Raw genomic sequence first — 12,860 nt, 5'->3', positions numbered from 1 at the left:
ACCGCACGTCACGGGCCTACCCTGTCCGCGCGCTGCCGCCTGCGTCGTGATGACGGGGGCGGCCGACAGGGGAGGGGAACCCGATGTCAGAGAACACCGACGCGGTGGCCGACGCCGCGGCCGGGAACGCGGCCGGAGGCTCGGCTGCCGATCCGGCGCAGCCGGCTCCGCCGAAGGGCGGGCCGGGCCATGGGCCGACCGGCGGGGCGGCGGCGGGCGTTGCGCCGACCGGGTGGGATCCCAAGGCGTGGCGGGCCTATCAAGTGCGGCAGCAGCGGGCCCAGTCCGGGGCGTGGTCCATCGCGCCGCTCGCCTGGGCCGAAGCCGCGCGGCCGGGGCAGGCCGGACCCGTGCCCACCGCTGTGCTGGTCTGCGCCGTCGTCGCCGGCATCGCCTCGGCCCTCTTCCTCGGCGACGGCCTGGGCCCCGGCCTGCTGCTCGCCGTCGTACCCGCCATCGCCGCCGCGTACGCCGCCGCCCGCGCGGCCCGGCGTACCGCCCGCCCCTGGACCCTGGTCTGGGCGATCGGCTGCATCGCGCTCCTCGCCGTACCGGCGCTCCGCGACGCCGGCTGGCCGTCCACCCTCGCGCTGTTCGCCGCCGTCCTGCTCGGCGCCCTGGCCCTGCACGGCAGCCGCACCTGGCCCGGCGTCCTGCTCAGCCCGCTCGGCTTCGTCGACGCCACCGTGCTCGGGATCCGCTGGGCCTGGAGCGGGCTGCGCTCGCGCGGCAGCGGGGTCGACCGGAGCCGGTGGCTGCCCGTGGCCAAGGCAGCGCTGGTGGCCGTGGTCCTGCTGGTGCTCTTCGGCGCCCTCTTCGCCTCCGCCGACGCCGCCTTCGCGGACCTGCTGAACGGGCTGACCCCCGACGTCTCCCTCGGCGACAGCCCGGTGCGCTTCCTGCTGTTCCTGCTCGGAGCCCTCCTCGCACTCGCCGCCGCCCGCGCCGCCGCGGCCCCCTCGCGCTGGGACCGGATCCGGGTGGCGCCCGGAAAGCCGCGCTCCCGTGTCGAATGGGCGCTTCCGCTCGTCGTGCTCAACCTGCTGTTCGCCGGCTTCAACGCCGTCCAGCTGGCCGTCCTGTTCGGCGGCTACGACAAGGTCCTGGAGAGCACCGGGCTCACCTACGCCGAGTACGCCCGCCAGGGCTTCTGGCAGCTGCTCTGGGCCACCCTGCTCACCCTCGCCGTGATCGCACTCGCCCTGCGCTGGGCCCCGCGCGCCGGAGCCGGCGACCGGCGGTTCGTCCGCGTCGTGCTGGGCACGCTGTGCGCGCTGACCCTGGTCGTGGTCGCCTCCGCGCTGCGCCGGATGGACCTGTACGTGGACGCGTACGGACTGACCCGGCTGCGCGTGTCGGTGGCCGCGATGGAGCTCTGGCTCGGGCTGGTGATCGTACTGATCATGGCTGCCGGGGTGTTCGGCACCCGCCGGCTGCCGCGCGCGGTCGCAGGCAGCGCGGCCGCCGCCGTCCTGGCGTTCGGGCTGCTGTCCCCGGACGGGATGGTCGCCGAGAGGAACGTGGCCCGCTTCCAGGAGGACGGCAAGATCGACCTGGCGTACTTCCAGTCCCTGTCGGCGGATGCGGTGCCCGCCCTGGACCGGCTGCCCGAACCCCGCCGCTCCTGCGCCCTGCGCGGCATCAACAACGAGCTGTCGAGGAGCGGTCGGGTGCCCTGGTACGCGATGAGCCTCGGCGAGTACCGGGCCCGGCAGATCCTCCGCGAGCGCCCGGTGAAGGCCTCGTACGAGGTCTGCTCGAGCCTGGGCACCTTCCACAGCCGCACCGGTTAGCCGCCCGGCGGCGGTCGTACGAGGGCCCGGGCGCGGGATCAATTCCCCGCGCCCGGGCCTCCGTATGCCGGACCGGGGCACTGCTTCCGGCCGCCGGACCGGGCTCAGGCGGCCGGACCGGCCTCCGCGGCGGCGCCGTTGAGGGCCTCCAGGTCGCTCTTGCGCACCCGGATCACCAGCAGCGCGGTGGCCAGGGCGAGCGCGGCCATGGCGACGGCCGCGATGAACGCGGTGGAGATGCCCTGGGTGAGGACGAGGTCACCCCAGGGGTCGGGCAGCCGCCCGGTCTCCTTGAACGCCGCCATCTGATCGGGGTCCGCGTGGGCCATGAAGTCCGGGACCTGCTTCTCACCCTCGCTCCGGCTGGCCGTGCCGAAGACGGTGACCAGGATCGACAGCCCGAGTGAGCCGCCGACCTGCTGGCTGGCGTTGAGCAGCCCGGACGCCGCGCCCGCCTCCCGCTGGTCGACCCCGGAGACGGCGGTGAGGGTGAGCGTCACGAAGTTCAGGCCCATGCCGAAGCCGAAGACCAGCATCGGCCCGAGGACTCCGGAGACGTACGAGCTGTCGGTGCGGATGAGGGTCAGCCAGGCCAGTCCGATGCCGGTGAGTCCGGATCCGGCGACCATGAACGGCTTGGGGCCGAAGCGCGGCAGGAACCGCTGCGAGAGGCCGGCGGCGGTGACGATCGCGACGGTCACGGGCAGGAAGCCGAGCCCCGACTGGATCGGCGAGAAGCCCAGCACGTTCTGGACGAACTGGACGATGAAGAAGAACATGCCGAACATCGCGGCGGCGAGGCCGAGCATGATCAGGTAGGTGCCGGCGCGGTTGCGGTCGGCGAACATCCGCAGCGGGATGATCGGCTCGTGGGCCCGCGACTCGATGGCCACGAAGAGCGCGAGCAGGACGACGGCCGCGGCGAAGGAGGCGAGGGTGAGCCCGTCGCGCCAACCGTCCTCGGAGGCGCGGATGAACCCGTAGACGAGCGAGGCCATGCCGCCGGTGGACGTGAGCGCCCCCGCGATGTCGAACCGGCCCGGGTGGCGTTCGGACTCGGTGATGTAGAGCGGGGTGAGCACGGCGATCAGCAGGCCGATCGGCACGTTGACGAAGAGCACCCAGCGCCAGTCGAGCCACTCGGTCAGCATCCCGCCGGCCAGCAGGCCGATCGCGCCGCCGCCCGCGGAGACGGCGGCGAACACCCCGAACGCCCGGTTGCGCTCGGGTCCTTCGGCGAACGTGGTGGTGATCAGGGCCAGCGAGGTCGGCGAGGCGATCGCGCCGCCGACCCCCTGCAGTGCGCGGGCGGCGAGCAGTTGCCAGGGCTCCTGCGCGAAGCCGCCGAGCAGGGACGCCAGGGTGAAGACCAGGATTCCGGTCAGGAACACGCGGCGCCGGCCGAGGATGTCGCCGGCCCGGCCGCCGAGGAGCAGGAGGCCGCCGAAGGCCAGCGTGTACGCGCTGATGACCCAGGACAGGTCGGTGGTGGAGAAGGAGAGGGCGGTCTGGATGTGCGGGAGTGCGATGTTCACGATCGTCGCGTCGAGGACGACCATCAGCTGGCAGGCGGCGATGACCGTGAGGGCCACGCCCGGGCGGCCTTCCCGGCGGGCCGCGCCCGGTATCCGGGGCGTGGCGAGTTGAGAGCCTTTCACCGTGGAACCCCCCATAGTGAAATAGTGAACGCATTCGTTCACTGCGGGTCCACGGTAGGAGGCCCTTGATAGTGAACGCAACCGTTCACTAAGGCTGAAAACGCGTGCGAGGGGCGCGTGGGTCGGTCGGAGGTAGAGGTGATGGTGGGTTCGCGCTGGTCAGCGACGTCGCCGGGGCGCAGGCGGGGCCCGGAACTCGAACGGGCGATTCTCGAAGCGGCGTTGGAGCAGCTCAGCACCGTGGGCTGGAACGCGCTCACCATGGAGGGCGTCGCGGCCTGCGCGCACACCGGCAAGGCGGCGGTGTACCGGCGCTGGCCCTCGAAGGCGGACCTGGTGGCCGACGTGCTGCGGACCGGACTGCCGCCGATCGGTGGGATCGCCGACCACGGATCGATCCGGGGTGACCTCGTCCGGTTGTGTGTGCGGATGCGGGACGTGATGGAGTCGCGGGCCGGCCAGGCGCTGCGTGCCGTCCTTCACGAATGCGACCACGCCCATGCGGGGCGGTTCCACGACGTCATCCGGGCGGGGCTGCACGAGCCCGCCCACCGGTTGATCAGGGAGCTTGTCCAGCGGGGGATCGAGCGGGGAGACGTGCGACCGGATGCGACCGGTCCGTTCGTCGCCGACGTCATTCCGGCGATGATGATGTACGGCGCGAAGGTGTGCGGGAGCGAATGGAAGGATCAGGACATCACGGAAATGGTCGATCAGGTGATGGTGCCGCTGCTCAGGGCGTGAGATGCCGTACCGGCTCCACCCGGGCCGGGGTGTGCAGGCGGCTCGGGGCGGCGTACCCTTGCTGGCGCCATGCCGTACGAAGCACCCACCCACACCGTCGAACGCTCCCTCCGTGCAACCACCGGCGCCAAGATCATCGCCGGGGTCGACGAAGTCGGACGAGGGGCCTGGGCCGGTCCGGTCACCGTGTGCGCGGCGATCACCGGTCTGCGCCGGCCGCCCGCAGGGCTCACCGACTCCAAACTGCTCACCCAGAAACGACGCGACGCGCTCCTCGACGTCCTGGAGACCTGGGTCACCGCCTACGCCCTGGGGCACGCCTCCCCGGAGGAGATCGACGAACTCGGCATGACCGCCGCCCTGCGGCTCGCCGCGGAGCGCGCCCTCGTGGCGCTGCCCGTGCGGCCCGACGCGGTGATCCTCGACGGCAAGCACGACTATCTCGGTTCGCCCTGGCGGGTTCGTACGGTGATCAAGGGCGACCAGTCCTGCGTCGCCGTCGCGGCGGCCTCGGTGATCGCCAAGGTCAGGCGCGACCGCATGATGGCCGAACTCGGCCAGCAGGGCGGCGGCTGCGTGGAGTTCGCCTTCGGCGACAACGCCGGATACCCCTCGCCGGTGCACCGGGCCGCGCTCGAGGAGCTGGGGCCCACCCCGTACCACCGGCTCTCGTGGTCGTACCTCGACGGGCTGCCCAAGTGGCGCCACCTCAAGAAGGTGCGCCGCAGCGAGGAGTCGGTGGAGCTGGAAAACGGAGGCCAACTCGGCTTCGATTTCTGATCGCACCCACGTGCCACCCGCCGGTACGTTTCGTACCGGTGTTTGATAGACATCAACTCATGCCTCTCACCCCCGAGGAGCCTCAGATTCACGAGAGTGCCCAGGGTCCCCGCGTCACGCCGGCTGCGAGCCGCACCGCGCAGACCCCCCGCCCCGTACCCGGTCCGCGTCCCGCCGCCGTGCCGCGGCCCGGACGCCCCGGTCCCTCCCCCGCAGCGGCAAGCCGCGCAGGAGGTGCCGCAAGGCCCGCCCCGCCCGCCCAGCGTGCGCCGCAGGCCACCCCCGGACCCGTTCCCGCCGCCCCCACCGCACCGTCCGTCTCCGCGGCGGTGCCGCAGATCCAGCTGATCCCGGCCTCCGCCGAGGGTGCGCTGGACGCGGCCGAAGAGGCCGTCGACCTGCTGCTCGACACCGGGCGCGCGCCCGGCGACATCCTGGTGCTGACCACCGGCGACCCGCACCCGTGGGCCGCTCACGAGCTGTCCTTCGGCGAGGCCGCGTACTGGGCCCTGCATGATGCCGAGGACGACGTCTTCTACGCGGACGCGGCGCAGGCCAAGCGCGCCGCGGGCCGTCCCGTCGTGGTCTTCGCGGCCAACGGCGGACCGGCCGAGGCGACCGCCGCCGCCCTGCCGACCGCGCTGACGCGGGCCGGTGCGCTGCTCATCGTGTGCGGCGACCCGCAGCAGATCAACTCCGTGCTGGGCACGGGCGTCTGACGCCCCGTGCCCCGGCGCGGGCGAGGGGGTGTCCGGCGGAGCCGGCCCCGTTGACGCCCGAGGCCTGACCTGCCGTACGCCCGCTCCAGGGTGTGCGGCCGTGAGGGCTGCCCGCGGGCGGGCCGGCGTACGGGTGCGGCGGGCTCAGCGTGCGGCGGTACGGCGCAGGACCTCGGTCGCGCCGCCGCCGGTGCGCAGGGACACCGCGGGGAACTCGGCCACGGTGTCGCCGAGGCGCTCGCGCCGTGATTCGGAACTGGGCCGCCGGCCGCCCCGGCCTTCGCCCAGCACCTGCCAGCCGCCGCGGGTCAGCGTGATGTACGCGCCGCAGCGCAGCCCGTGCAGGGTGCAGGCGTCCCGCAGCCCCCACATCCAGGCGCCGTCCTCCTCGGTCCACCGCTCGTCGCCCTCGCGGCAGTACAGCAGGACCGCCGTCCGCACCGGGGTCCGGCGCCGCAGGTCGTGCGGGATGACCCGGCGCAGCGCGGAGAGCAGGGCGTTGCGGTACTCCCAGCCGTCGGCCGAGGCCGAGCGCTGGACGAAGGAGGCGCTCGCGACGAGCTGCTCCTCCGGCCCGAGGACGGCGATCACCGCCGTCGAGGGCACCGGTCCGTGCCGGGAGTGCAGCCCGCTGACCACCTCGCGCGGATTGCGCAGCAGGGGGATGTCCGACGACGTCCACTCGGCGGGTTCCAGCAGTCGGCCGTGCCGGCTGGCGCCGCCGGCTGCCTGTGTCAGAGGCGTGGTCGAGGGCCGGGCGAATCCGAAGGTCACGGTCCTCCCTTCGGGTACACGCCCGCGGACGGGCACAGCTGAAGTGCGGGCACGCCGCGGCGCGGCCCAGGAGAGCGCCGTCGAGCCGAGCGGGAGCACTCCAATTCTCGCGTGGCCCGTGAGCATGCGGCAACGAGCAATTGGCGCCGCCGACCGGAATTCGCCGGTATGCCGTTCATATCCTTGCCCCGTCACACCGAAGATGACTCATTCGGCTACGGCCGAAGCCGCGCAGTACCAGTGGAGGCACTCGCTACGGGCCAGAGTCGACGGCGGCGCCAGGGTCCCGGTCCAGGCCTGGTGGAGGCGCGCTCCCCGGTGGAGCCCGCGCGCGCCGTACGAGGGGTTGGCCATCCGCGACGAGCTCGTCACGTTGGGTGAATTGGCCGTTTGTCCGCGCCATCGGGTTGCATGGGGGCATGGACAACCTGGAGCTCCGCACCGAAGCCGATGCCGTCCTCGCCGAGCTCGTGGGCGCGCCGGGAGGCTCGGCGCGGCTGCGGGAGGACCAGTGGCAGGCGGTCGCGGCCCTGGTGGAGGAGCGCCGGCGGGCCCTGGTGGTGCAGCGCACCGGCTGGGGCAAGTCGGCGGTGTACTTCGTCGCCACCGCCCTGCTGCGACGGCGCGGATCCGGCCCCACGGTGATCATTTCGCCGCTGCTTGCGCTGATGCGCAACCAGGTCGAGGCGGCGGCGCGGGCCGGTATCCAGGCGCGCACCATCAACTCGGCCAACCCGGAGGAGTGGGACACGATCTACGAGGAGGTCGAGCGCGGCGAGACCGACGTCCTCCTCGTCAGCCCGGAACGCCTCAACTCCGTGGACTTCCGCGAGCAAGTGCTGCCCAAGCTCGCGGCCACCACCGGCCTGCTGGTGGTCGACGAGGCGCACTGCATCTCCGACTGGGGCCACGACTTCCGCCCCGACTACCGCCGGCTGCGGGCCATGCTCGGCGACCTCGCCCCCGGTGTGCCCGTCCTGGCCACCACCGCGACCGCCAACGCCCGTGTCACCGCGGACGTGGCGGAGCAGTTGGGAACGGGCGCCGGCGAGGCCCTGGTGCTGCGCGGCCCGCTGGACCGCGAAAGCCTGCGTCTGGGCGTGGTGCAGTTGCCGGACGCCGCGCACCGGCTGGCCTGGCTCGCCGAGCACCTGGACGAGCTGCCCGGCTCGGGGATCATCTACACGCTGACGGTGGCCGCGGCCGAGGAGGCCGCCGCGTTCCTGCGGCAGCGCGGCTTCCCGGTGGCCTCGTACACGGGGAAGACGGAGAACGCCGACCGGCTGCAGGCCGAGGTCGACCTGATGGAGAACCGGGTCAAGGCGCTGGTCGCGACGTCGGCGCTGGGCATGGGCTTCGACAAGCCCGACCTGGGGTTCGTGATCCACCTCGGCTCGCCGTCCTCGCCGATCGCCTACTACCAGCAGGTCGGCCGCGCCGGGCGCGGTGTGGAGCACGCCGAGGTGCTGCTGCTGCCGGGCAAGGAGGACGAGGCCATCTGGCGCTACTTCGCCGATACCGCCTTCCCGCCCGAGGCCCAGGTACGCCAGACCCTGTCGGCCCTCGCCGATGCGGGACGGCCGCTGTCCGTACCGGCCCTGGAAGCGGCGGTGGAGCTCCGGCGCACCCGGCTGGAGACGATGCTCAAGGTGCTCGACGTGGACGGAGCCGTCAAGCGCGTGAAGGGCGGCTGGAGCTCCACCGGCCGGGAGTGGACGTACGACTCCGAGCGGTACGCATGGGTCGCCCGCCAGCGAGCCGCCGAGCAGCAGGCCATGCGCGACTACGTGGGCACGTCCGGCTGTCGGATGGAGTTCCTGCGCCGGCAACTGGACGACGAGGGGGCCGCCCCCTGCGGCCGGTGCGACAACTGCGCGGGCGCCTGGGCCGATTCCTCCGTGTCGGCGGAGACGCTGAGCGGGGCGACGAAGGAGCTGGACCGCCCGGGGGTGGAGGTGGAGCCGCGCCGGATGTGGCCGACGGGCATGTCCGCACTGGGCATCAACCTCAAGGGACGCATTCCGGTCGGCGAGCAGTGCTCCACCGGGCGCGCCCTCGGCCGGCTCTCGGACATCGGCTGGGGCAACCGCCTGCGCCCGCTGCTGGCCGAGAACGCACCTGACGGACCGGTCCCCGACGACGTCCTGCACGCGGCGGTGGCGGTCCTCGCCGACTGGGCGCGCTCTCCGGGTGGCTGGGCACCCGACGTCCCGGACGCCTCCGCCCGGCCCGTGGGCGTCGTGGCCGTGCCGTCCCTCACCCGTCCGCAGCTCGTCGGCTCCCTCGCGGAAGGGATCGCGAGCATCGGCCGCCTCCCGTACCTGGGCACCCTGACCTACGCCGGACCGGACGGCGCGCACGGAGCACGCCGCAGCAACTCCGCCCAGCGCCTCAGGGCGCTGTCCGGCACGTTCGCCGTATCCGATGAACTGGCCGCCGCCCTGGCGCAGTCGCCCGGGCCCGTCCTTCTCGTGGACGACTACTCCGACTCCGGCTGGACCCTCGCGGTCGCCGCGCGCCTGCTGCGCCAGGCGGGCAGCGGGCCGGTCCTTCCGCTGATCCTGGCGACGGCGGGCTGACGTTTCAGACCGGACGGAGACGACCTGCGTGGCGGCGAACGCATCGCGTTCCGGCTGCGCGCCGTGGCCGAACGGGTGCTGCGCGAGGGCGGCGCCCGGCGCGCCGCGACACCGCACACCGGGCCGGTCGATGGGCGGAGTTGACGGTGCGGGCGTGGGTCGGTGATCTGCGTTCATGCACCCATGCAACGCGATGGTTCCGACATCGCGCCAATGGCGCCCCGAACCTGTGGATATTGAACCGTCAACAGTTATCCACAGGGGTTTCGGGATCCGATCGTCCGCGGGACCGTCGGGGCATGACGAACGACCGCGAATCACGCACCCCGTCCGACCGCCCCTCCATCAGCCCGTCCGGACCCGCCCTCGACCCTCGGATCACCCTGCGCAGCCCGGCCGAACTGGCCGACGCGCTGCCCTACATGCTCGGTTTCCATCCCACCGACTCCCTCGTCATGGTGACCGTGCACGGCGAGGGCGGGCGCTTCGGCGGCCGGCTCCGCGTCGGCATCCCCTCGGCCCCGGCGGAGTGGGAGGACACCGCCCGGCAGGTCGCCGACTGCCTGGTCCGGGGCAGCGAACGGCGCGGCGACAAGCCCGACGGCATCGTCGTCTTCCTCTGCCAGGACCCGGCCGACGGCGAGAGCGGCCAGCGGGTGATGACCCGGCTGCGGCCGCTGGCCCAACGCATCCGGCTGGCCTGCGGTGCGCTCGACGTGCCGGTGATGGAGGCGCTCTGCATCTCCGGCGGGCGGTACTGGTCCTACTGCTGCCCCGACGAGCGGTGCTGCCCGGCCGAGGGCAGCCCTCTGGCCGCGACCGGCACCTCGGTGATGGCGGCGACGGCCACCTTCGCCGGGCTCCAGGTCCGGGGTTCCCTCCGGGAGATCGAGGGCCGGCTGACACCGCTGCGCGGCGGTGTGGCGATGGAGATGGAGCGGGCCCTGGACCGGGCGGCCGCCGCCCTCGTGCCGAAGATCCTCGACGGGGCCACCCGGCAGGAGGTCGGTGCGGAGACCGTCACGCTGGCCCGCACCCTGATGCGGCGGATGACCCTCGCCCCGCCCGTCGAGGGCGGCCCCGGAGCCGACGAGTGGGACGACGCCCTGCTCGGCCACGACGAGGCCGCCACCGTGATCCTCGGCCTCCAGGACCGCGAGATCCGGGACGTCGCGGCCGAGTGGATGGAGGGCGAAGAAGCAGCCCCCGCGCTGCGGTTGTGGCGGGCGCTGGCCCGCCGCTGCGTCGGGGCCTACGGGGAGCACGCGGCGGCCCCGCTCACGCTCGCCGGCTGGGTCTCGTGGTCCACCGGCGACGAGCCGACCGCCCGGATCGCCCTCGCGCTGGCCTTGCGGGCCGATGCCGAGTACCGCTTCGCCCAACTGCTCCACCACGCCTGCAACGAGGGCATCGACCCGGAGGGGCTGCGGTCCTGCCTGCGGGAGGAGAGGCGGCGCCGGGAACCCCGCCGCAAGCGTGCAGCCGCCACCACCCGCCCGCCGGGCCGCCGGGCGACGCAGCCCCGCCGCGCGTCGCGCCGCACCGCGGGGAGCGAACAGTGAGCCGGGGCCGGGGCCGGAACGGGGGGTGGGCTCGGCGACGGGGTGCGGGTCCGGGCCGCGACGGCGGGACTCCCGTGCGGCGGATCCGGGACGCCGCGATCACCGCCCTGCGGCGGCGACTGCGTCACCGGCACGGCCCAGTCAGGGCGCAGCCGCCCCCGGGGCCCGTGACCCGGGCGGGGGCGGGGGCGTTCAGCTGGAGGGTGGCGGGGGCCCGGCCGCGCCGCCGCCCAGCGAAACCGGCCGGAGCGCAGACAGCCCAGACAAGGCGACCCATGGCCCTCTCCGTACCGCCCGCCCGCAGGACCGAGTTGCCGCCCGTGCACGGCGCCGTCATCTGCGTCGCCGCGCCCTGCCTGGTCATCTCACCGGAACACGGCCAGCTGACCGGACGGGGGATCGACGGGATCTACCGCTCCGGGCGGCGGCTGCTGTCCCGTTGCGTGCTCCGGGTCGGCGGCCGGGACCCGGTCGCCGTCCAGGGGCGCAGCCTCGGCCCCGACCGGGCCTCTTTCACCGCCACCGTCCGTACCGGGGCCGAAGCGGGCCCCGACCCCGACATCGGCGTGGAACGGGTCCGGCACGCGGACGGCACCGAGCGGATCACCCTGCGCAGTTTCACGGCCCGGCCGATGCGCGTCCCGGTGGAGGTGGCGCTCGGCACCGACCTGGCGGAGCTGGCCGCGGTGGCCGCCGGCCGGACCCGGCCCGAACTGCCGGCCGGGGTGCATGCCGCCGGGCTGCGCTGGAGCACCGGGGAGGCGCAGGCCGTCACCGCGGCCGAGCCGGCTCCGGACGACGCCCTCGCCTCGGCGGGACTGCTGCGCTGGCAGCTCGAGCTGGGGCCGGGGGAGTCCCGCACCATCGAGCTGCGGACCACGCAGGACCGCACGGCGCGGGCGCCGGCCGGGCAGGTGGCCAATCCCCTGGCCGACGCCCGGGCCGAGAGCGACGACCCGCGGGTCGAGGCCTGGTTCCGCACGAGCGTCGAGGACCTCGGCGCGCTGCTGATGCGGGACCGAGAGGAGCCGGCCGCCGCGTTCGCCGCGGCCGGGGTGCCGTGGCGGCTCGGACTGGCCCCGGCGGAGTCCCTCTGGGCCGCCCGGATGGCGCTGCCGCTCGGGACCGGGCTCGCAGCGGCCACCCTGCGCACCCTCGCCCGGACCCAGACCGGCGGCCGCGGCCCCGACGCCGGGAAGATCCCGGGGCCGCTGCGCGGGGCGGGTCCGCAGCTGCCGCCGGGGTGCACCGGCACCGAGGCGACCCTCGCCTTCCCGGCGGTCCTCGCGGAGGCCCGGTGCTGGGGGCTGCCCGAGGAGGAGGTGGCCCGGCTCCTCCCCGCGGCCGAGCGGTGCCTGGACTGGCTGCGCGGAGCCCTGGGGCAGGACGGGTTCCTGGCCGATCCCGATCCCGGTCCGCGTCGCTGCGAGACCCAGGCTCACGCACACCGGGCCGCGCTGCTCGGGGCCGACCTGCTCGCCGGCTGCGGGCGGCCCGGCGCCGAGGAGTGGCGGGAGCGGGCGGCCGCGCTGCGGCAGCGCTTCCGGGAGGCGTTCTGGATCGACGGCCCGGACGGCGGACGGCCCGCGGCGGCCCTGCACCCCGACGGGCGGCCGCTGCCCCGCCTGACGGGGGCCGCCGCCCACCTCCTGGACACCGGCCTGCTGAGCGGCGGCCGGCTCGCGCCGGGGCTGCTGGACCGGGTCCGCACCGAACAGCTCGCCCGCCTCCTCGGGGCCCCCGCCATGGATTCCGGATGGGGGCTGCGCAGCATGGCGTTCCGGGAGCCGGGCCACAACCCCTTCGGCCACCGCTCGGGCGCGGTGCGGGCGTACGAGAGCGCGGTGGCGGTCGCGGGGCTGGCCCAGGCCGGCTTCGAGAAGGAGGCCGCCGGACTGCTGCGGGGCCTGCTGGACGCTGCGGAGAGCTTCGGGTACCGGCTGCCGGAGATGTACGCCGCCGAGCAGCGCACGGTGGGCAGCGCCCCGCTTCCGCACCCGGCGGCCTGCCGCCCCGCGGCGGTGGCGGCGGCCGCCGGGGTCCATGCGCTGACCGCCCTCGCCGGGATCCGTCCCGACGCCCCTGCCGGCACGGTCGCCCTCGTCCCGCTGCCCGGTGCTCCCCTCGGCGCCCTCCGGTTCGCCGGACTGCGGGTCTCGGGGGAACCCTTCGCCGTCCGGATCAGTCGGCTCGGGCTCGCGATGGTGGAGGAGGCGGCCGATGCGCTCCAACTGGGCGGTTAGGTGGTGTC

Annotated in this window: 9 protein-coding genes; 7 read left to right on the top strand and 2 right to left on the bottom strand. The window is 74.5% G+C overall.

The window, feature by feature from the left end:
* Nucleotides 1–83 precede the first annotated feature (83 nt).
* On the top strand, nt 84–1,793 hold the full coding sequence (locus ACZ49B_RS12005) for a DUF4153 domain-containing protein (protein WP_468303824.1): 1,710 nt from the start codon (nt 84–86) through the stop codon (nt 1,791–1,793).
* A gap of 104 nt (nt 1,794–1,897) precedes the next feature.
* On the opposite strand, the gene ACZ49B_RS12000 is transcribed toward ACZ49B_RS12005, so the two are convergent.
* The gene (locus ACZ49B_RS12000; RefSeq protein ID WP_468303821.1) at nt 1,898–3,451 is read right to left on the bottom strand and encodes an MFS transporter; all 1,554 of its coding nucleotides are present in this window, start codon (nt 3,449–3,451) and stop codon (nt 1,898–1,900) included.
* Nucleotides 3,452–3,592: 141 nt separating this feature from the next.
* On the opposite strand from ACZ49B_RS12000, the gene ACZ49B_RS11995 reads away from it, so the two are divergent.
* From ACZ49B_RS11995 to ACZ49B_RS11985, 3 genes are all read left to right on the top strand, one after another.
* A complete protein-coding gene (locus ACZ49B_RS11995; protein WP_468303819.1) occupies nt 3,593–4,195 on the top strand; it encodes a TetR/AcrR family transcriptional regulator in 603 nt (200 codons plus the stop codon).
* A gap of 69 nt (nt 4,196–4,264) precedes the next feature.
* Complete coding sequence (locus ACZ49B_RS11990) at nt 4,265–4,975, top strand: ribonuclease HII (RefSeq protein WP_468303817.1); 711 nt, start codon at nt 4,265–4,267, stop codon at nt 4,973–4,975.
* A 59-nt stretch (nt 4,976–5,034) separates the two neighbouring features.
* On the top strand, nt 5,035–5,694 hold the full coding sequence (locus ACZ49B_RS11985) for a hypothetical protein (protein WP_468303814.1): 660 nt from the start codon (nt 5,035–5,037) through the stop codon (nt 5,692–5,694).
* A 144-nt stretch (nt 5,695–5,838) separates the two neighbouring features.
* Here the strand turns inward: ACZ49B_RS11985 and ACZ49B_RS11980 are convergent, their stop codons facing one another.
* Nucleotides 5,839–6,468, bottom strand: a complete 630-nt coding sequence (locus ACZ49B_RS11980; RefSeq protein WP_468303812.1) for a hypothetical protein — start codon at nt 6,466–6,468, stop codon at nt 5,839–5,841.
* A 419-nt stretch (nt 6,469–6,887) separates the two neighbouring features.
* Between ACZ49B_RS11980 and ACZ49B_RS11975 the strand changes: the two genes are divergently transcribed.
* The 3 genes from ACZ49B_RS11975 (at nt 6,888) to ACZ49B_RS11965 (ending at nt 12,852) form a co-directional block, all read left to right on the top strand.
* Nucleotides 6,888–9,047 (top strand): RecQ family ATP-dependent DNA helicase, encoded by a 2,160-nt coding sequence (locus tag ACZ49B_RS11975; RefSeq protein ID WP_468303809.1) that lies wholly within the window; start codon nt 6,888–6,890, stop codon nt 9,045–9,047.
* 299 nt (nt 9,048–9,346) lie between these two features.
* Nucleotides 9,347–10,609: a DUF4192 domain-containing protein gene (locus ACZ49B_RS11970; RefSeq protein ID WP_468303807.1), complete on the top strand. Its 1,263-nt coding sequence runs from the start codon at nt 9,347–9,349 to the stop codon at nt 10,607–10,609.
* A gap of 275 nt (nt 10,610–10,884) precedes the next feature.
* Nucleotides 10,885–12,852 carry a glycogen debranching N-terminal domain-containing protein gene (locus tag ACZ49B_RS11965; RefSeq protein ID WP_468303806.1) on the top strand — a complete coding sequence of 656 codons (1,968 nt, stop codon included), beginning with the start codon at nt 10,885–10,887 and terminating at the stop codon, nt 12,850–12,852.
* Nucleotides 12,853–12,860: the final 8 nt, after the last annotated feature.

The organism is Streptomyces sp. NPDC031132, from assembly GCF_055570595.1.
Note: the sequence above shows the minus strand (reverse complement) of the source record. Positions and strands in the feature narration are given on the sequence as shown.

Excerpts from the sequence above, each read along its gene's own strand:
- ACZ49B_RS12005 (WP_468303824.1), top strand. The coding sequence starts at position 84 with ATGTCAGAGAACACCGACGCGGTGGCCGACGCCGCGGCCGGGAACGCG.
- ACZ49B_RS11995 (WP_468303819.1), top strand. The coding sequence starts at position 3,593 with ATGGTGGGTTCGCGCTGGTCAGCGACGTCGCCGGGGCGCAGGCGGGGC.
- ACZ49B_RS11990 (WP_468303817.1), top strand. The coding sequence starts at position 4,265 with ATGCCGTACGAAGCACCCACCCACACCGTCGAACGCTCCCTCCGTGCA.
- ACZ49B_RS11985 (WP_468303814.1), top strand. The coding sequence starts at position 5,035 with ATGCCTCTCACCCCCGAGGAGCCTCAGATTCACGAGAGTGCCCAGGGT.
- ACZ49B_RS11975 (WP_468303809.1), top strand. The coding sequence starts at position 6,888 with ATGGACAACCTGGAGCTCCGCACCGAAGCCGATGCCGTCCTCGCCGAG.
- ACZ49B_RS11970 (WP_468303807.1), top strand. The coding sequence starts at position 9,347 with ATGACGAACGACCGCGAATCACGCACCCCGTCCGACCGCCCCTCCATC.
- ACZ49B_RS11965 (WP_468303806.1), top strand. The coding sequence starts at position 10,885 with ATGGCCCTCTCCGTACCGCCCGCCCGCAGGACCGAGTTGCCGCCCGTG.